Genomic DNA, 19,592 nt, shown 5'->3' on the forward strand with positions numbered 1-19,592 from the left:
GCTCCTGACAAGGAATCGTTCACCTTTGGTACATAAAAAACTTTGCTTTCTTACAGAACGCGCAGTTCTTTCAGAATCTCAGTTTTGGATTTGGTCTTGTCATCGACCTGTTTGATTACACGTGCAGGAGTACCAGCTACTACAGAGTATGGAGGCACATCTTCAGTTACAACCGCTCCGGCTGCAACAACTGCACCTTTACCAATGCGTACGCCTTCCAGTACAACCGAGTTCGCACCGATCAATACTTCGTCTTCTACGATAACAGGCTGTGCGGACGGTGGCTCAATAACACCAGCAAGGACAACGCCTGCACCGATGTGGCACATGTTGCCTACCTTAACACGACCGCCAAGTACAGCATTCATATCAATCATGGTGCCTTCACCAATCGTAACGCCGATGTTAATCACTGCGCCCATCATAATGACGGCGTTGTTACCGATGCCCACCATATCGCGAATATAGGCGCCTGGCTCAATGCGTGCATTGATGCCTTTCAGATCCAGCATAGGAACAGCGGAGTTACGGCGGTCATTTTCGACCACATAATCTTCTTCTTTTGCGTTTACGCTATCCAGTACCGGCTTGATATCGGCCCAATCACCAAATACCACACCGCTGTCTCCAGAAATAAAAGCTTGAACATTCTCGCCAAAAGATGCGGAAGCCAAAGCTCCTTTTACATATACTTTAACAGGCGTCTTTTTCTTGCTGTTTTTAATCACGTTGATGACTTCTTGTGTATTCATTTCGATGGACATAGTAAATCTAACAACTCCTTCATCGCTTCATACGACTTCGCAAGCCGGAATGATCTTATTCTCTCATCCTTTATAGCACAAAAGTGCAGGTCTCGCAATTACAGATTAGACCTTCAGAGTGCTAACCTAGTACCTATAATAGCAAGTCTCGGTCGTTTGAGTGCCTTAAATTCATGATTATCAGCTAGTGACCGTCTGACTTGAAATCAGGCTTATTTATTAGCTTGCAGGCTCTCCAGCGATGTATAAATGAAGGACTCGAATCCTTCCGCCGGCTCCCCTTGTGGAATGCTCACTTTCACGCTAAAAGCGCCCGTAGTATTTTCCACAACAATATATTGTCGTGTGATTTTCGAACTGTTCGCTTGCAAGAACAGGCGGCTGCTGGTCAGCGCTTGAGGCACGGCTGCTTTGTCCAGCTTTTGCACCTTCCCTATGGAAGCCAGGTCCTTTTCGCCTTCTTTTTGAAGCTCATCCAGATTAAAGTTCGAGGGCAGCTTCGTAATTTCGGCGTAGTAGTTGTCATCTACCGCCAAAGCGACACGGTTCTGATCAGGAAATAAGGACATCGGGTCAAACACATACAGCGAATAGCCCGCTCCCTTTGCCAAAGTAGCAGTCTGCTTTTCCTTATTTCCTTCGAGGTTAAGCTCAAAAGTTTGAGTTTTCGCGCGTTCACCGCCTACTTGTTGACCAGGACTTCCGTTTTGATTGCTATCTGTTGCAGCCTCTGTCTTTTGTATTTTCGTTAAAGTCAGTTGCTTCGCTGTCGCGTCGCCCTCTACTGCTTTTTCGTTATATTCAAACGCTACTGGATCGCCTTCCTTAAGTCCAGCAATTACCGTATCCAGCCCCTCCCCCAATTGAAAGGATTGGGCTTCGCCATTGATCTCAATCTCTACCGTATGCGGGTCAGCAGCTCCGTTGTATACACCTGTGCCCTTTTTAACCTGCGGCTCAGCGACCTGCTCTGGTGTGGCTTGCGGCTGTTGCGCTTGCGGTTGGTCAGCTCCTTGAGGTGTATTGTTGTTGGTTTGCGGTTTCGTGCCACAGGCTGACAGAGCCAGCACTGCCACGATAGTCAGTAGTAAGATTGAAAATGTGTTATGTTTTTTCATAAAATCCACCTCCACTTTGATAGACGGGCTTGTGTGGCAAAAGTTCCATGCAGCGTCTCATTTAAAATCCTTCCTCTAGCTCTCGTTTATGATATTCTCAGGATTTGCAAAATCCTAATACCATGGGGATGCCAGGTACGGTATAATGGGCTGTATTAAACCTCATTTTCGAGATACCGTTAGAAGGAACATTTACGTATTTATTTTCTTCCATACGGATGGAGCTGCCACATGAATCAAGCACACAAACCGTCTTTTTCCTTTGAATTATTGTACATCATAGGTATTATCGCTATTTCGTTCTCCTCGATCTTCGTCAGATGGTCTGAAGCCGAGGTGTCCGTCATCGCTATGTACCGTTTGTACCTGACCAATCTGCTTATGCTGCCATTGGTCTGGAAATACCGTACTGAGCTATTCAGCCTCACTCGCAAGCAGTGGATGATGATCCTCTGGTCCGGGATCGCGCTAGGGCTGCATTTCTTGCTGTGGATGGGCTCGCTGCGACTCACCACTGTAGCAAGTTCTACTGTTATTATGACATTGGAACCGATCCTTGTCATGCTTGGATCTTTTTTGTTTTTCCGGACCGGCACAAATCGCGCTATGCTCTTCGGAATGGGTATGGCCTTTGTCGGCTCGCTAGCCATCGGCGCAGGAGATTTTCAGGTCTCAGGACAGGCCCTGCTCGGGGATGCTCTTTCCTTTTTGGGGATGGTAGCTGTGTCCATCCATATGCTAATGGGCAAGCATCTACGCGAGCATTTGAGCGCTTTTGTGTATAATTTTTGGGTTTTTATCATCGCAGCCACATCGCTTGCGCTGTATAATGTGGTCAATGCTATACCTTTTACTGGATATGCTCCACGGGAATGGGGACTGTTCCTGCTGCTTGCCATTGTGCCTACGCTGTTTGGACATTACCTGTTTAACTGGCTGCTCAAATACATCAATGCCACCGCGGTGTCGATGGCCGTACTCGGTGAGCCCGTTATTTCTTCCCTGCTGGCTTGGTTGCTGCTTGGGGAAAGGCTGTCTACCTTGCAATTTGGTGCAGGCTTTTTCATCCTGTTCGGCGTATGGGTTTTTATCCGCTACGGAACGGATTTTAAAAAGCAAGTTGTTCACCAAAGTGAAATGCCTAACAATGAGCGTCCCCTAAAGGCTAACTCTTAGCTTATTACCCCATTTTCATAAACCATACCCAATGGATTAAATTTACCGTTAAATAAAGGAAGGCGGAATCTCTTATGAAATCCATCGTATCCAAACGCTGGCTGCTGGCCCGATTGTATGAGCCCGACATAATCATTGCCGACTGCCGTTCCCTGCTCGGGCAAGCTGGAGCTGGACGGAACGAATTTAATGAAGACCATATCCCAGGGGCGGTTCACTTCGATTTGGAGGAAGACCTTACCGCTCCTCTAGGTGAGCATGGTGGTCGCCATCCATTACCTAATGTGGATATACTTGCTGCACGCCTGAGCCGTGCCGGGATCAACTCCGCTTCACGCATCGTTGCTTATGATGACCAAGGGGGGATGATGGCCTCCCGCTTCTGGTGGCTGCTGCGCTACCTCGGACATGAGCAGGTATATGTGCTGGAAGAAAGTTACAGTGCCTGGAAGGAAGCAAAGTTCCCCGTTACGGCAGACCAGCCGATTCGCATTCCCTCCACCTTTGTGGCAAATGTTCAGCCACAAATGCTCACAAGTATGAAAGAAGTACAACGTATATCTGTAGATTCTGTTCCTGTCGGCTCCTATATCGGTTTTTCACCTATATTGATCGACTCCAGAGAGCGTCCGCGCTACCTGGGGCTGGAAGAGCCCATAGATCAAGCAGCGGGGCATATTCCCGGTGCAGTGAATTTCTTCTGGAAAGAGGTCTTGGACGAAAAGGGTGCATTTAAAAACGCAGAGCAGTTGAAACAGCATTTCTCAGACCTAGATCAGAACGCTGAGATCATCGTATATTGCGGATCAGGCGTATCCGCCTGCCCGAATGTTCTGGCCTTGAATGAGGCAGGATTTAGTAAGGTGAGACTCTATCCGGGGAGCTGGAGCGATTGGATCAGCTATGAGGAAAATCCGGTGGCGACTGGACAGGAATAATCCATTTTTAACAGATATACAGGTTCTAAAGATAAACACACTGCCTTAAGCGATTGAGCTCATGGCAGTGTGTTTTTTCTCTCATCGAATTTATCGATCATTTAATCCCTTTCCAGAGAGAATGTCTTGCTTACATTTTTCAATCCTTGATTCCCGAGTTTTAGATTGTTTGGGCGCAGAAAAATGCATAATGTATGCTCTTTGTCGTCCCGGCGTCAATGCAGCAAAAGCAGTTTTCAAGGCAGGATTTTCATCTAATTTAGCTTGAAATTCTTCAGGAAATATGAGTTCTGTATTCTTTTTGAAATCCACTTTTAAACCAGATTTTTCCACTTCAATGGCTTCATTAATATAGGCTTTCAAGATGGTTTCCATCTCCACGATTTCTTCAACATTCGTGAACCGAATCTGGCGCCCCGCCTGCGTGTCCTCCCCAGGTTTGATTAGAATACCATTGGGGTCTTTTAACAAAGCACCTTTGAAAAACATAAGCGCACAGTGTTCTTTAAATCCCTGTATTATAGCGATGTTACTATTCTGAAACATGTAGCATGGTTTACCCCACTTCAATTCTTCAGTGAGCTGGCAGTCAAGCATGATCGCTCTCAACTTCTCCATTTCCGCCTGCCATTTTTTCACTTTATCTAAATATGCATCAACTTTAGGATTCATTTCCTCTCTATTTGTCAATGTTAGCTCCCCCCTTATTGTTTTTGCTCATAATGTTTATGTATATAATTACAGAAAATCTATAGAATAGTCATCACAATGCTATATTTATTATACGTTCACCTCATCCCACCTATAAATTACATAACCCAATTGACATATAACTAATAATAAATAAATTACGTTTATGCATAGATATATTTTATTTTTTTTCTTATATTTATCTAAATCTACTTCTTCGTTCGCTTCTCTTTTTTTTATTTTCTCACTCCAACTCATTATTCTTGAGAATTCTACCGCACCCAATACTCCCCATAGCAATGGAAAGACTAGAAATATGGCATTTACTAGAGACAATAATATACCCATCCCTACATCATCCATTGTTCTTATTGATTTAAAATAAATGTGCACCACTAGTGACAGGCTAAATAATCCCAAGCCTATAATACTTACTATCGGTTTATCTTGCATTCTCATTTTATTATACCCTTCGCTTCCAATTACATATAACGATCTGTAATTACGATGTCCCAGCGCTTTAGGACTAACAGTCCGGCTGCCACATGCGGCAGTTAAGCGGTAGGATGTGTCTGCTAAATTGCTTCCCCTAAATAGCTATCCAATCTTTTGAACACTATATATCTTAACGAAAAACACGTAAAATACATCGCTTCCTGTTCCTTCAAATGCATCACACAATTCTGTATCAGTTTTTTTCGGTCCTTTACCAAAAATAAATGTAATAAATCATAACAATATATGCCGTCATACCTTTTGCTAGTACGAAACTCTAACACCGATTCTTGAATAAAATTCGTTTTTAAATCCCATTCTTTTGCTAGATCTACAGCTGAACTAGCTATCTCAATTCCATCAACCTCAAAATAAGAAGAGAACATCTTGGTATTTCTCCCATATCCGCTCCAGGAACCAAAAAATGATGTGCATTATTCTTTTTTTAAATACTCACTTAGCTCTTCTTTTAAGCTCATCAATCTGTCTTATATGATGTTGATCATGCCAGATAAAATCTTTTAAATATGATATTACAGTAAACTCCCCGTCAGCATATTCTTTAGTAAGCTTATCATCTTCCAAACTCTCTATACTCTGCAATATCATGTTACGGTACTGAATAGTCATTTCAATTAATTCTTCCTTCGTTTTTGTTTTTCCAAATTCAACAGCATCCTGATTAAATTGATCAAAATCAATCTGTGTTAATGTCAAAGGCATATTGTTTAATATCGGATTTATGGCTGCTTCATAAAAGTATTTATCCCACAGCAATATATGACTTACGATATCGTGAACTGACCATTTATCTTCGGCAATCTTTATTTGCCAATCCATTTCACGAATCTTAGAAACAAAACATATCCATTCCTTGAACTCCCTCAGTAACTGCGACTTTTCATTCATGTTCTCCACACCCCTTTTTTAAAATTACAATTATTTCCACTAAAATTCCTTTTTCGAGGTGCCTTCTAGCAACCCTTGACTCTGTCAGGTGACGCAGTTGAATTCACATTATAAGAAGCCCCACCTTCTAATTCATTTTTATTTCATCTTTCCTTTATGTTAACTATATTCTGTTCTTCAAAATCTCAATATATTCAGGAGGAATATCAGTGAATTTTGAAATATCTAATACTTCGATTCCTACCTTTAAGGCATTTCTAGCAATTCTCAAATTATGTTTTACTTTAGTTATCCTATCTTTGAGTAGAGTATCTTCAAAGTCTAAATAGTCATCAGCTACTTCGCCATGTAAAAAGAACTCTAAGTCGTAAGTACCGATGTTCTCTTCTAGATAAAATATATTAATGGAGCAAACCACAACAGCTTCCCCTGCGTTAAAACTGTATTTGAGGTATATGGCTCGTTCCTCCAAACTAATGAATTCATCATACAATTTCCCCATAAATTTACTATGATAATCGTCTTTATTTTCATCGCGCCATTTCCTATAGGTTATCCAAAAGCCATTCATGGTTCGCTTCATCGCATTATATTGGCTATCCCAATCAAGTAATATATCTTTGTTCATTTAATCACTTCCTAATACTAAATTTATATATTCCAATTTTATTGAATTTCATATATGTTTTGCTTATTCCCCAAACGTTTCCACATTCTCGAACCTGAAAGGTTTAAGAGACTTCAACACCAGATCGAAGACTTGCAATGTTGATTGCTTGAATCTCCTTCCTAGCTTATACCTCCGAGCAATCCAAGTGACTATAGGCCGCAGTGTAAATTCGTACTTAATTACGTTGCTTCTTCATCACTTACGGGACCCATTACAACAACATGTCTATGAATTCTTGATTGTCTTTCTCTTCAGAATTAAGAATTTCATATTCTACAAATTTATCCAGAAAAAATTGTTACATGATGGTACTTGGAATAGCCCAAAAATTTTTTATTGTTTCTTTAACATTGACTCAATTATTTTTCTTGTATTCCCATCATCGGGTATAGCATCATCCCATCCGCGACCATACCATTGATCTGTATTCCTTATCAAAAAATCAAGTTCAATCCATCGCTCTGCAATAATTAATTTAAAAATGTACGCCATTCTATTTACCATGAATTTATTTAAAGTCTCCATATCAGTTTCAGAGAGTTGAATTATTTGGATTTGCATGCATATCTTCAACAGGACCATTTCTAAAAGCAAAATGTGTAAGTGATTTAGCAATCATTGTTAAGTTTTCTTCAACTAAAAGCTCAGCTTTTACTCTATCATTCATTTGTTTTGCATGTTCAGTTTTAACAAGTAGATAATCGTCAAGTGTCGAGTTTCTAATAGTAATTCCGTATTTTCTTCGTCTATATGTAATTTTTGATTCCTTTACATCAAAAAGCTGAGCTATCATATAATCTGATATCTGCTCATCTATAAACATCGTTTTGAGATCTTCTTGCGTAAGATCGTCTAAAAATAATTCTTCTCCCGCAGCCTTCTTCGCCTCAAATTCTTTAAAGATTCCCATCATTATGACCTCCTATTTTACTAATTGCTATGATTTGTTCCGTCTTTATTCAACTCTTTGTCTCTAGTGTGACTAATAAACAAGCCACTAATAACAATTGATAAACCTAATATGAAAGAACTAATTATTGTACTCAGATTTAGTCGCTTCATTGCCCTTCCCTCCTATAAATAAAAATTAATCATTTAATCGCATATCAGATAACGTCACTGTATTCATGAACTTCGCTGGGGGGTATCTGCTAAAATCCCCCTTTGAGATAAATCTCATCTGGCAGATTTAAGGAATCACACAGACCGAAGCGTGAATTTATATTATTAGAAGTTCATTTCTTCCGAAATACTTCTAAGATGTTGACCCTATATATTCTTCATTCTACTTTATTAGATTTAAGTTATTTATAATCTCAGCATTTTTTGCCTCGTGCATTGAGCAGCTTTGATTATGAAAAATCTTTATTACTTCGGTTTCCCCCCATTCATAGACACTTGCAGTATTACCAATACCAAGTAATTCACCTATCATAATTTCCCCCTTTCTTCGAGCAACAAAACGTTGCGTTTGTTTTCTCCAATTAACATTCCAACGCTTTGCTTGCTTCTGTTAATTCATCATTGGCCTCTAAATATTTTAATATTTTTTCAATATCATCGTGGTCCATTGTCTTCGCTATAATTAGATGTTTAATATTAAGTCCTGATATTCCCATTTCTTTTTCAAAGTGATTTACTAATTTTTGAGGGGTTGCCACCAAACTCCATCGTTCACTTCCATCCGAAAAAGTAAGGGTCACCTCCACCAAATCAAACTCCTTTGGATCATCATCAAACTTCCATTTTTCTAAATAAGGCACTTCTATATTTCCTTCAATAAAATGAGCTTTTGATATCCAAACTGCTTTTCCATGATTCCCAATAATTCTATACTTATCCTGTTCTTCTTTTTTTACGATGTATTTATTGCCCCTTGTAAGTGCATGAGCATATACACCTATACTTATACAAGTTATAATTGGTTCCTCCATCAATTCACTTCCATACCGTATTTAATTTAAATGAAATACACAGCTTCCTATATTTTCTTACCGAACCGAGGATGTATTCATGACGCCCAGCGCATGCTGGATTAGATAATACAACCACTTCTGCGAGTTACTTACAAACATCCATGAGCTCTTTCAACAATACAATCCAGTTGTTAGAAAGATAACCGATTAAGCAGTCGAAAATATCTCTATCTATTGAATATACATACAGTCCGTCGGCCAAATCTTTAATTCTTTCAAGCTTCCTTTCATTTATGTCATGTCTCTCTTCAAATGTTGTAACTTGGTATGGTTCTATTTTTATTTGCCCATTAAAATGAATACCTTCAACGAGTTCTTTTATCTCCTCTAGAATAGACAAATCTTTTTCTGCTTTAATTAGCTTTAAAGCAGAAATGGTTTCATTCAAGTACTTTCCAGTGGAATTTTCCAGAAACCCAAGAATCCCATTCATTGATAATTCTGTATCGAAGTCTATTAACAAAATAATAGTCCTCAAAGATTCGGGTACCTTATAAATCGTATCTCTTATCGAGCTAGCCTCTTCTCCATAGATAACACTACCTATGTGTTCCACAAGATCTGCAGCCGAAAAGTTATTATGGGGCGGAATTAGTAGCTTTATAACATGATTTGGGGTGCTCATCATATTCACCTTGATTTCATAATTTTGGTTTCCATGGTGTCGTCTAATATTTTTGTATCCATGAACCCAAAAGGGTCGTCTGCTGAAATACCTCTTCGAAACCCAACTCGCAGACCTAGGTTTCATTGGAGACGCAGCTTGAATATTATATTTTAAAGGTCACTTCTCTCATTGTTTTTTCTCAACGTTAATTTTGGTTCAACTCCTTTGTCAGTATTATTTCCAGAGGTTCGTTCTCAAGCATTAAACATCCAGCATCTCTATATCCAAGCTTCCTATAAAAATGTTGAGCTCCTTCATTCGACTGTGTTGAGGTCATAACCATTTCAAACCCTCTTTGTTTCATTAATTCTTCCCAATAGTGGACAACTTTTTTACCAATACCTGTTCCTCTATACTCCTCATCTATCCATATCATATTCATAAATGGTGTGTTGTCCCAAAAAAATCCGTATCTCATCCAACCTATTTCTTGATTGTATTTTCTGATTATTAGGATTTCATTTTCTTTTATTTTGGGTCTTATCAGTGTCTTATGTATGTGCTTGTCTCTTAACGAGATATACTCATAATCTGATTCAATTGCAAAATCAATCTGCATTGTAAATCCTCCCTTTCACGCTTTTCATTAAATATCTTCTTGGTAACACTTAGCACGTCAAACACTAACTTTTTAATTGAGCTTTTTTATTTTTTTATTTTAAAATTTTTACATATTGGAATTATCTCAAGAATATAATCGTATCGATTAGAACAATCAAAAGAGTGTAATTATGGCATGTATGATTATATATAGAATTTATTCCTTTGAAACAGTATCCTTTCGGTAGCAAAATAATTTAGTCCATGGTCGATTTTTGGCAGGAAATAAGTCATAAGGAGATGTAGAAATGGCTGTGATGCTTGAAGTAACATTAATCGGCATTTCTTATGGGCACAACTTGGATGGAGGGCCATTGGAAATATCCGGTGATCTTTATGTGAAAACAATACATCAAAACCAGACGGAAAAAGAATCTTTTGTTATGTTTTCTACAAATACACCTGTGACCATAGGCGCTGGAGAGATGTATAAAATTGGTACAGCGGTGAGAATTTCTATTTCTCATGACCAACCCACAATATTTGCTAGGTATATAAGACTTGGTGGTTTCTTAAGCATCGGAAGTCCTAAGTATATAGATATAGACTATGTTTATTCTGCAGCTATTCAATATTATAGGGTTATTTTTCCTAATCAAGATGTTAGTAAATCTGCTGTAGCTCAATATTCGATTAGATGGTTACATTATATTTGACACTATTGCTCTAATATTAGTATAAAATGAAAACATTCCTTTTTATTATATTCATTATGGGTGCCAGCCTCAAAAAAGCCTCAAATTTAGAGACTCAAATGGACGATGTTGGTTCGTTTCCCTCGACACCACAATTCAGCAATTTCCAAAATTGTTCAACTATGACCGATGCCGGATACGGCATCGAACGGGTAATCCACCATTCCAATACCCCCACTGCCGCTGAAATTAAAAATTGCACCGTAATGTCCCTGTTCATATCCTGATCGAGGTTGATCGAATCCAGATGCTCGCACAGACTTTGCCGGAACATTGTCTCTATTTGGTTTCGAAAAACCGTACTTCCCTTGTTCGTCAGCATTATAGAGTAGAATGAAGCATGCTGCTCCAAATATTCAAACGTACGCAGTAGTGCGGTTTTGGAAGGGAGATGAAAGAAGTTATCTTCAGACATACAATTGCGTAGTAACTCGTTAATTTGAGCTTCCATGCATTGATCGCGCAGATCGTACTTATCAGCGAAATGCAAATAAACCGTTCCGCGATTGACATTCGCTTCCTCCGCAATTTGATTGATCGTAATTCTCTCGAATTCCTTTTCTGACATCAGCCTCATAAAAGCATCAATAATGGCTTGCCTCGATTTTTGAATACGCCTGTCCATATCCTTCCCCCTTTGTACCATCCGAAAAAATGAACATTTCGAAGTCCTCTGTTGAAAAATCAACAACCACGCTTGTTTTAACCATTGAACCCCACATACCGCTCTGATACATTCACTTTATAAAATTTATGTTGATGATTCAACATATGTTCAATTCTAGAGGAGCTGTAATCATGAAAGCTATTGTTTTACAATCTTTTGAATGATTTAAATCATATTGAATTAGGAGGTTTAAAAATTGAAACTTACAGGAAACACGATTTTTATTACAGGCGGCGGTTCGGGAATTGGACGTGCGTTAGCAGAAGCTCTCCACAATCTTGGAAATAAAGTTATTTCTCTGGTCGACGTAAAGAGCGTCTGGAGGAGACGATTAAAGCGAATCCCGGCATGTCCGCAGTGGAATTGAATGTACAAGATCCTGCCAGCATAAAGGCGACCGCCAAGCAGTTAATTGAAGAATACCCGGATGTAAACGTCTTGATTAACAACGCCGGCATCATACAGTCCGATGACGCGGCGGGCGTGATCGATGAGGATTTTTTGATTTCGACTGTCACTACAAACTTGCTAGGTCCCATTCGGTTGACTTCTGCATTCATCGAGCATTTGAAGGCCAAAGAAGAAGCGGTTGTCATCAACACGACTTCAATACTTGGATTTGTACCGTTAGCGACAACTGCTGTATACTCCGCGACGAAGGCAGCACTTCACACCTATACGCTGTCCCAAAGGTACATGCTTAAAGACACATCGGTAAAAGTAATAGAAATTGTGCCCCCATGGGTTCAAAGCAACAACGATGAACCACGGGCGATGCCGCTAGCTTCATTCATTGATGCAACAATAAAGATACTTGGCACGGATACAGACGAAGTTCTGGTGGAAGAAGCGAAAATGTTTCGAAATAACCCTGGCCCGAACGAAAATGTTTTTGTGACCCAGCTTAACGATACGATGAATTCTGAACCTCCAAAGATCCATTGATCCATCTGTAATTCAATTTTCAAAAATTTAGGAGAACATGAAGTAAACACTTATCTCCGTCTACTTCATGTTCATTTTACTGCAACTTGCACGTGGAATAAGAAAAAGCGCCAAGCAGTAACACCCATGTTTACAAATATTTCTATGATCTTACTTCATTTAAAAATCTTGTTATTATCGGTAGGTCAGGAGGACTTATTTGATTGGGTATCTTGTTTAAATCAAAAAATTGTACATCTTGTACTTCATTTCCATCGCCTCTAATTATTCCACTGTATTCTTTACATATATAAGCTACAACTACGTTATATACTTCATCTCCATGAGGGTATCGATAGTAAAGTTCCGGGCCTGAAAATATATCAAGTAATTCTAACTCTTCAGCTTCTAAGCCTACCTCTTCAAAAAGTTCCCGGCTTGCAACCTCCTTCATACTCTCGCCAGGCTCCATGGAACCTCCTGGTAATCCCCATAGACCATTGTCAGTTCTTTGTTGCAATAATAATCGTCCCTCATCATCTATGAGAATCACACATGCTCCTGCCATAATTATAGGTCGGGTACCTACTAACTCTCTTAATTCTCTTATGTAATTCAATATCTTCACGCCCCTTTGAGATCCTCCAACAGACCAAGGCTCCGTTAGGAGCCTGCTGCTTGAATTTAACGTTATATGACGGATTCACTTCTAAAATCTACTTTCGTCAATGAATAAGGCACGTAGTCTGGGTGGCTCTGCCACTTAGCCGGTTGAATGTTTCCGGTGAATCCGCCCTTCCGAAATGCATCTTCCGGGCTAAGGGTCGGGCTTGTCCCAGCCAGATGCGTTGAATGCTATGTTAGATGACGTTCACTTTTTTCGAGTTAAGTAATTATTATTCTCGTTTCCATTTATGTGTTTCGAGTAGTTTTCCAGTTTCATAATAATACTTTATTACTTCAAGCATAGGAATTAATTCTATACAAATGTTATCGCAATAATTGCCTAACTGGCCACCAGCAACCAGAAGAATTTCACTGTTTCCCTGTTTATCATTCATAAGAGTATATATATTACCATCAATTGTAATAGACACTATAAAATATTCCGGTCCGCCTCCAACCAATGCTGAATCTGTATCTGATACCTCAAAAAAAATAATGTAAATTTATCTCCATCGAGTTTTTTTAAAAAAACTTAAAGTGTCTGCCCACGTAGGATTCATAACTATTTCTTCATTGAATGTGGTCCCAATCCATTCATCAATGCTAATAGATTTAATCATTTTTTCTTTGCATCCTTTTTAGATGGTTTTATTTGAGTGCTTTCATCTAACGGTTCTGTATTCACCATCCCAGCGAATGCTGGGCTGTCCTGCAGCTATCTCCTTTTCCAAAATCCTTCTGCTGGGCCAAGGTCGTATGCCCGATGCGTGAGTACTAGGTTATCAGATGGACTATGACAATTTTAAAGATATTCACAAAATTTCTTCTCCCTTTAATATTTCATTTGAGAACTGGTCCACAGCCAACCACGTTGAAACATCCTCTTCGATATTCTTATTCCAAGCAACTAAAAAATGTACTTGGCATATCTCATTAGAATCAATTAGTGTCATAGGAATTTTAATGCCTTTATCAGAACTTAGGATAAAACCGTACTTTTCAAAGTCAGAGTTCAAACATAGCGATTTAGGAATCATATCTCCTTGATTTCTTCTTGCCATTAACATATCCCCGTCTTGTGTTCCTAAGTGTAAACGGTATACCTGATTCTCATATTCGACAGCTTCAAGATCTTCCCCAGTATTAAATCCATAATCTGTCCAACTGCAACCCTCCTTCCAAGAAGCAGAAAAGCTGCACGTACTTATTTGAGTGTTCGCATGAGGCTTTATTCTAAATACTGCTCCCCAACATTCTTCTACTGTCAGATGTAAAGCGAGACTCAGCTTGGGACTACAGACAATTAGTTCACAATCAAATGAATCATAATAATATTTATATAATGACCCACCATTTTTGAGTTTATAACTTTGTTCTGGATGATAGAAGTTATCAGAGGCTGTGAGTGAAAATTCAATTATACCAAGAGGAGTATGTATTTGTGGCTGTAAGGGATTGTTTTCTTTAATTAAGACTTGTTCCATGAAATAGCTTCATTATTTCTCTCCTCATAGACTTTCTGATAACATTTCTGTATTCATGAACTCAAAGGGGCTATCTACTGAAATCCCTCTTCGAAACCCAACTCGCAGACCTAGGCTTCGAAGGAGACGCAGCTTGAATATTATGTTATGCGAAGCTTCTTTGAGGACTCTTTTGAACCGATATCTACAATTCTTTGTTTAAAATAAACTCAAAATCTTCATCAGGCACTAAATGATTATCTTTTATAAATGTCTCTAACTCATTCAAATAATTATTACAGAGTTTGATAAATTTATCTCCATATTGATCTGGTATCTTATTTGAATTGGTTTCAATATTAATAATTTCTTTACGTGCTCTTCTTAAAAACAATATTGAACTCGTATAATTAGCACTTAGACATAAAGAAATTGAATTGTTAATATAGCAGACCAAGTGATAGAATACAGAATTTCTTCTTAAGCCTGTCCATTGCTTATGAATCTCTTCTGTATTTAATTTTTTAGCTAACTCAAAGACATGAGAATTCAAAAACATCTGGTATTCCTCCATCTTTAAGCAGTTTCGCATAACGTTTCTGTATACATGAAAGCCTCAAAGGGGTTGTCTGCTGAAATGCTTCTTCGAATTTCCTACAATCTATTTTAGTATTCTCCATTGTATTCAATAAAACCGGTTTGTTTAAAGAGTGTAATATGATATGGGGTATAAACATACTTTGAATTCGGACTTAAGACTTCAATAAAACTAATTGCTGCATCTATATAGTCATCTGATGAGAAAACATCTTCATCTAGAAATCCACTTAAGGGTGCTGCATCTCCTTTATATTTCAAACAAAGATAGCCATACCCAGGGTCAACTATAACCAAATTTATTATGTCATCTTCTTCTTGTTCTTTGGAGCTATCGAAAAATCTAACTATTATGTCCTTATCTTTGTAATAAATCTCGGTGTCACAGGAGAATTTCTTATGGCTAAACTTCATTGTGCTATCTCTCCCTCTTTTGGATTTTATATCTGTTTTAAAACTAATTCTTGCTTCCCTTTCACATAACGTTCTTGTATCTAGGAATCCGAGAGGCTTAAGGCGCAAAGTGCCGGGGCCAACGGACTTAGGCCTCGCAGGGTTGTGAGTTGATCCCGGCTTCTCTGCTTTCCACTTCTAGTGAATCAAGGGCAACGCCCGCAGCGTAGATGCGATGTTATATGAGGTCAGTTCTACTTCGAGCCAACTAATAATTATGCTTCCTTGCTAGTTCCCACTTCATAAATAAATTTATATCACTAATAGCATCTAATATTATTCCTTTATGTTCTATATTATTTTTTAATTCTTTCAAAATGATTGGTTTTACTAGTCTTTTATCTAACTGTTTTTTAGTTCTTGCTATATGTGCTAACCCCAATACAGAATTAGCTCTTACAATTGGATTATCATGTTGCGCTGATTTAAGACATATATCTTGAGCAAACTTCCAATTGTGATGATACATTCCAACTGAAAGTGGTAAATATATAAGTTCTTCTACTTCTTGACGAGTTAAAATATCTTTTATTTCCTGATCTGTGTATTCTTCGATATGCTTGTAAATTCGCCTCATAGTACTTGCTCCTAAATATAATCTTTTTATTCCTAGCTGATTTCACATAACGTTTCGGCGTCTATGAAGTGATCTGACCTCAGATAGTTCTTACTTAGGTCAGGTCGTGTGTTATCTGAATATGCTTCTGCTTGACACTTAATAACCAAGAGGCAAAGTGCCCCGCTGTTTAGAGGCATTGTTATATGTTTTCGGCGACATCCTCGTTTTAATTCACTTACATAGTTCTAATATTTTCAAGTCAATAATAAAATTTTGCTGTTTCATCTCTGCGGAGGTGAATCACAAAGTCTTGATTTGATGTATGGAGCACCAATTTCCAGGTTTCATTTAAAAAAATTCTTTATTCGCATCTTGTTCTGATATTGTGCGAATCGGCGCAACGTCATGTACTATTTTTGTTATCTTCCTCATGATAATTAATTATAGAAACCAGAACAAATTAGTCAGGAAACAGTTCTCAACTTCTAGCCATTTCATATGTTCTACCTCCTACAAATTCGGTCCCAATTTTTCTTTTTATCATTTTAACATACGCCTCCGCTTGAATATTCGTTCTCGGATGCCATTATCTCCATTGAGTTTTACTTATTAAAATTATTTATTATCATCCTCAAGGTTAAGGTTATAAGCTCTGCTTTTTATTTGCTCTTCAGAAAAACCAAACCATGTCATTTCATATAAACAAAGAGCTACAATTTGTTCGCTTTAAAAATTCTCCAGTACTTTATGATCTATATAAAAGCCCAGCCACTCCCCCCAGTTATTTGCGGAGATGTCCCAGTATCCACCCCATTCGAGAGAATTATTCTTCCCATGTACTCGATATTGAATATAGCCTTTAATAAGAGAGTCATTAGATTCAACCTCGTCTATATGAATGGTCATCTCCTCTACATTCTTTACTGGAGTTTTTGAAAGCAGTGATTCATAAACACTTTGATACTTCCTCTTTATTTGAGACATATCGGGATAATATTCAATCAGCTTATCCCAAGTCGCTTCGAAAACGACTTTACTTAAAATCTTCTTAAAAGTGATCATGAAATTGAACTCCTGTTATTTTAATAGGTCTTTCAATGATTTCCGATAACGTATGTACATTCCTGATGCTGGTCTCCTTTAGATAGCTCTTATCTTAGAGAAACCAATGTGTCACCTTAATCCTCTCCCCTGAAATGCGTCAGGCACCAAGGGGCGAATGTCCCGCAGTAGGAATGTGATGTTAGGCGATGTGGACAGTTATACCCGAAAAATTCCTGACTTCAGTCTTACGATCTCAAAGTTATTAGATATTATATATGCCCATACCGGTTCTCTAAATTCTTTATAAGAATCTATTACTTTACTCTCCGGGTCTATAGTACATATTCGTTGATTTCCCATATCACAGACGTAAAGAAGGTCGTCGTAAAAGTATAAACTTTCAGGTAAGTTAAATAAGGTTCCTTCAATGTCTCCTATAGAATACAATTCTTTGTATGTTTTTAGGTTATAACACTTTATTGTATTCCTTGTTGGATAAACCACCCAAATTAGATCCTCAGAAACAGCAAAACCATAGGCTGTATCAAACATATCTTGCTGGATAAATTCTAGATTTCCATTACTATCAAACTTATGAATGTCTGATCGTTGGTAGTTTGATACATAGACGGAGCCATCTAATGATCTACATGAATCAGTTATAACGTTTCTATATTCATGAACCCCAACGGGGTTGTCTGCTGAAATGCCTCTCCGAAATTCATTCCGCAGACCAAGGCTCCATTAGAGCCGCAGCTTGAATATTATGTTATCCGATTTCAGCGTCTTCCTTGAATTACTTACAACAATCATTTTTTGTTTTAATCACCAAACTGATAGTCTTGTCCTTGTATCATTTTCATCAGTTATATATTCCAGAGATTTATATCCCTTTCTCTTTATGTGATCATATAAGTCCTTAAGTTTTTCAAGGTCTTTGCAGTAAACTGTTATGTACACACTATCAATCACAAGAAGAATAATCTGACACTCACTCGCAATATATTCTTCATATGACATTACATCTATTATATTTGCTCCTTTTGGATACGCCTTTAAATTCGCAAATATTAAGTAGTACTTGTTGTAATCAATAATCTTTTTAAGATCTTCTCCATCTATTCCAGTAACCATGTCTGGAAAGAGACTCCCCCCTAAAGTATCATCAACAATAAAATATGACTCTTCTCCACCAATAAACCAACTGAAAGTAGTTATATCTATTGGCTTTAAAATCTCTCCAAGATGGTTTCCATAAGAATTTGGAATTTCAAAACTTATGCCTCTATTCATTTATTCACCCACTTCACGCTGATTTCTGATAATGTTCTTGTATTCATGAACCCTCACTGGCTTAAGGAGCGAATGCGCCGAGTCCGACGGACTTAGCCAGTGCAGTGTTGTCCGGCTGCTTCCACTCCCCCAAAATGTCTCTGCCGGACCGAGGGCCGAATGGCCCGATGCGTAAATATTTTGTTATCTGATGCCAATGCCTTCTTGATTAACTTTCAAATGTTGCTTTGACTCGTTTTGAGTTTTTAAAATACAAAATCCATATTGATCCAAAAATAATTGTAGAGATTAAACTTGGGAGTTCATCTATTTTGTTAATTGTGAAAATGAAGTTTAAAAATCCAAATATTATAGTGATTATTTCAATTTGAATTATTATATTTGGTCCTTTCCTTTTCTTCTTCAATATAAGCACTAGAGAAACAATAATTAAGACTTCAGAAAATAAATATATTCCGACAGAAATAGTTCTAGGGCCTGTACGCAAACTGTACAACTCGTAGAAATCTAGTAAAATAAGGCACATGAGACGAAGATACGAGTTAACGGATGAAGAATGGAATATAGTTGACCCCCTGTTGCCCCCAGCCCGAAAAAAACAGGGAGGACGTCCGCCCAAGGATCGGCGCCAGATGCTCAATGCCGTGCTTTGGGTTGCTCGAACGGGCGCGCCATGGCGGGATTTACCGAGTTACTATGGCCCTTGGTCTTCAGCCTACAGCTTTTTCTGGCGGCTACAAAAAGCGAATATTTGGGGTGAAATACTGAAGCATGTCGCCATCGAGCCGGATTGGGAGCAGGTCATGGTCGATGCCACCATCGTCCGCGTCCATCAACATGGAGCGGGCGCAAAAGGGGGCAGGACCGGCAAGCAATCGGACGTTCGCGCGGAGGATTAACTACCAAAATTCATGCGATGGTGGATGCGCTCGGCTATCCGCTGCGTTTCGAATTGACGCCAGGACAAGACCACGATTCTGTCACCGGCTATCGCCTTCTTCATGAACTGGACTTCTGCCCGGGCGAAGTGTTGGCTGATCGCGCCTACGATACCAATGTCATTCTGGAGCTTTTGCAAAGCCGAGCGATCACTCCGGTTATCCCAAGCAAACGCAATCGGCGGGTAAAGCGCCCGTTAGATTCTGAAACGTATAAAGAGCGACACTTAATTGAATGCTTTTTCAACAAAGTAAAAAACTATCGACGCTTGGCCACTCGCTATGAAAAA

Annotated in this window: 23 protein-coding genes and 3 pseudogenes; 5 read left to right on the top strand and 21 right to left on the bottom strand. The window is 38.7% G+C overall.

Annotated features, from left to right (window positions below; translation table 11 throughout):
• Nucleotides 1-50: 50 nt before the first annotated feature.
• Both dapD and FKV70_RS19405 read right to left on the bottom strand, forming a co-directional pair.
• Nucleotides 51-764, bottom strand: coding sequence for a 2,3,4,5-tetrahydropyridine-2,6-dicarboxylate N-acetyltransferase (gene dapD, locus FKV70_RS19400; protein ID WP_063209994.1), 714 nt, complete (start codon nt 762-764; stop codon nt 51-53).
• Between the two features lie 212 nt (nt 765-976).
• Nucleotides 977-1,882, bottom strand: coding sequence for a hypothetical protein (locus FKV70_RS19405; protein ID WP_142613902.1), 906 nt, complete (start codon nt 1,880-1,882; stop codon nt 977-979).
• A gap of 231 nt (nt 1,883-2,113) precedes the next feature.
• Here FKV70_RS19405 and FKV70_RS19410 point away from each other — a divergent pair, with 231 nt between their 5' ends.
• Both FKV70_RS19410 and FKV70_RS19415 read left to right on the top strand, forming a co-directional pair.
• Nucleotides 2,114-3,058, top strand: coding sequence for a DMT family transporter (locus FKV70_RS19410; RefSeq protein ID WP_142613903.1), 945 nt, complete (start codon nt 2,114-2,116; stop codon nt 3,056-3,058).
• Between the two features lie 74 nt (nt 3,059-3,132).
• The gene (locus tag FKV70_RS19415; protein ID WP_142613904.1) at nt 3,133-3,996 is read left to right on the top strand and encodes a sulfurtransferase; all 864 of its coding nucleotides are present in this window, start codon (nt 3,133-3,135) and stop codon (nt 3,994-3,996) included.
• A 90-nt stretch (nt 3,997-4,086) separates the two neighbouring features.
• On the opposite strand, the gene FKV70_RS19420 is transcribed toward FKV70_RS19415, so the two are convergent.
• From FKV70_RS19420 to FKV70_RS19470, 10 genes are all read right to left on the bottom strand, one after another.
• Entirely contained in the window at nt 4,087-4,686 is a 600-nt protein-coding gene (locus tag FKV70_RS19420; RefSeq protein WP_142613905.1) for a YdeI/OmpD-associated family protein, read from the bottom strand.
• 90 nt (nt 4,687-4,776) lie between these two features.
• Nucleotides 4,777-5,145, bottom strand: a complete 369-nt coding sequence (locus FKV70_RS19425) for a hypothetical protein (RefSeq protein ID WP_142613906.1) — start codon at nt 5,143-5,145, stop codon at nt 4,777-4,779.
• Nucleotides 5,146-5,261: 116 nt separating this feature from the next.
• Nucleotides 5,262-5,567 (bottom strand): methyltransferase domain-containing protein, encoded by a 306-nt coding sequence (locus FKV70_RS19430; RefSeq protein ID WP_244310787.1) that lies wholly within the window; start codon nt 5,565-5,567, stop codon nt 5,262-5,264.
• Nucleotides 5,568-5,634: 67 nt separating this feature from the next.
• Nucleotides 5,635-6,090, bottom strand: coding sequence for a DinB family protein (locus FKV70_RS19435; RefSeq protein ID WP_142613907.1), 456 nt, complete (start codon nt 6,088-6,090; stop codon nt 5,635-5,637).
• A 163-nt stretch (nt 6,091-6,253) separates the two neighbouring features.
• Nucleotides 6,254-6,718 (bottom strand): hypothetical protein, encoded by a 465-nt coding sequence (locus FKV70_RS19440; RefSeq protein ID WP_142613908.1) that lies wholly within the window; start codon nt 6,716-6,718, stop codon nt 6,254-6,256.
• 574 nt (nt 6,719-7,292) lie between these two features.
• Nucleotides 7,293-7,673 carry a hypothetical protein gene (locus FKV70_RS19445; RefSeq protein WP_162305685.1) on the bottom strand — a complete coding sequence of 127 codons (381 nt, stop codon included), beginning with the start codon at nt 7,671-7,673 and terminating at the stop codon, nt 7,293-7,295.
• A 372-nt stretch (nt 7,674-8,045) separates the two neighbouring features.
• A complete protein-coding gene (locus tag FKV70_RS19455) occupies nt 8,046-8,195 on the bottom strand; it encodes a hypothetical protein (RefSeq protein ID WP_244310788.1) in 150 nt (49 codons plus the stop codon).
• A 49-nt stretch (nt 8,196-8,244) separates the two neighbouring features.
• Nucleotides 8,245-8,694 (bottom strand): hypothetical protein, encoded by a 450-nt coding sequence (locus tag FKV70_RS19460; RefSeq protein ID WP_142613910.1) that lies wholly within the window; start codon nt 8,692-8,694, stop codon nt 8,245-8,247.
• Nucleotides 8,695-8,821: 127 nt separating this feature from the next.
• Nucleotides 8,822-9,361, bottom strand: coding sequence for a DMP19 family protein (locus FKV70_RS19465; RefSeq protein WP_142613911.1), 540 nt, complete (start codon nt 9,359-9,361; stop codon nt 8,822-8,824).
• A 187-nt stretch (nt 9,362-9,548) separates the two neighbouring features.
• Nucleotides 9,549-9,962 carry a GNAT family N-acetyltransferase gene (locus FKV70_RS19470; RefSeq protein WP_063212768.1) on the bottom strand — a complete coding sequence of 138 codons (414 nt, stop codon included), beginning with the start codon at nt 9,960-9,962 and terminating at the stop codon, nt 9,549-9,551.
• 289 nt (nt 9,963-10,251) lie between these two features.
• On the opposite strand from FKV70_RS19470, the gene FKV70_RS19475 reads away from it, so the two are divergent.
• A complete protein-coding gene (locus tag FKV70_RS19475) occupies nt 10,252-10,659 on the top strand; it encodes a hypothetical protein (protein WP_142613912.1) in 408 nt (135 codons plus the stop codon).
• 94 nt (nt 10,660-10,753) lie between these two features.
• Here the strand turns inward: FKV70_RS19475 and FKV70_RS19480 are convergent, their stop codons facing one another.
• Nucleotides 10,754-11,323 (bottom strand): TetR/AcrR family transcriptional regulator, encoded by a 570-nt coding sequence (locus FKV70_RS19480; RefSeq protein ID WP_090738668.1) that lies wholly within the window; start codon nt 11,321-11,323, stop codon nt 10,754-10,756.
• A 238-nt stretch (nt 11,324-11,561) separates the two neighbouring features.
• On the opposite strand from FKV70_RS19480, the pseudogene FKV70_RS19485 reads away from it, so the two are divergent.
• Nucleotides 11,562-12,310, top strand: a pseudogene (locus FKV70_RS19485) (SDR family oxidoreductase).
• Between the two features lie 142 nt (nt 12,311-12,452).
• Here the strand turns inward: FKV70_RS19485 and FKV70_RS19490 are convergent.
• The 8 genes and pseudogenes from FKV70_RS19490 to FKV70_RS27135 all read right to left on the bottom strand — a co-directional run bounded on the left by FKV70_RS19490 (nt 12,453) and on the right by FKV70_RS27135 (nt 18,890).
• Nucleotides 12,453-12,908, bottom strand: coding sequence for an NUDIX hydrolase (locus FKV70_RS19490; protein ID WP_142613929.1), 456 nt, complete (start codon nt 12,906-12,908; stop codon nt 12,453-12,455).
• 859 nt (nt 12,909-13,767) lie between these two features.
• A complete protein-coding gene (locus FKV70_RS19495) occupies nt 13,768-14,439 on the bottom strand; it encodes a hypothetical protein (RefSeq protein ID WP_142613913.1) in 672 nt (223 codons plus the stop codon).
• A gap of 184 nt (nt 14,440-14,623) precedes the next feature.
• On the bottom strand, nt 14,624-14,977 hold the full coding sequence (locus FKV70_RS19500; RefSeq protein WP_142613914.1) for a hypothetical protein: 354 nt from the start codon (nt 14,975-14,977) through the stop codon (nt 14,624-14,626).
• A gap of 107 nt (nt 14,978-15,084) precedes the next feature.
• Entirely contained in the window at nt 15,085-15,429 is a 345-nt protein-coding gene (locus FKV70_RS19505) for a hypothetical protein (RefSeq protein WP_142613915.1), read from the bottom strand.
• 247 nt (nt 15,430-15,676) lie between these two features.
• Nucleotides 15,677-16,045, bottom strand: coding sequence for a hypothetical protein (locus FKV70_RS19510; RefSeq protein WP_142613916.1), 369 nt, complete (start codon nt 16,043-16,045; stop codon nt 15,677-15,679).
• Nucleotides 16,046-16,642: 597 nt separating this feature from the next.
• Nucleotides 16,643-17,089 (bottom strand): annotated as a pseudogene (locus FKV70_RS19520) (DUF6557 family protein).
• An 807-nt stretch (nt 17,090-17,896) separates the two neighbouring features.
• A complete protein-coding gene (locus FKV70_RS19525; protein ID WP_142613918.1) occupies nt 17,897-18,364 on the bottom strand; it encodes a DUF2691 family protein in 468 nt (155 codons plus the stop codon).
• A gap of 208 nt (nt 18,365-18,572) precedes the next feature.
• Nucleotides 18,573-18,890 carry a DUF2569 family protein gene (locus FKV70_RS27135; RefSeq protein ID WP_142613919.1) on the bottom strand — a complete coding sequence of 106 codons (318 nt, stop codon included), beginning with the start codon at nt 18,888-18,890 and terminating at the stop codon, nt 18,573-18,575.
• Between FKV70_RS27135 and FKV70_RS19535 the strand changes: the two are divergent.
• Nucleotides 18,889-19,592: pseudogene (locus FKV70_RS19535) on the top strand (IS5 family transposase); the annotation flags it as partial. The gene FKV70_RS27135 and the pseudogene FKV70_RS19535 sit on opposite strands and share 2 nt — an antisense overlap.

The sequence above is a fragment of the Paenibacillus ottowii genome (assembly GCF_006874425.1).
GTDB classification, from domain to species: Bacteria; Bacillota; Bacilli; order Paenibacillales; family Paenibacillaceae; genus Paenibacillus; species Paenibacillus ottowii.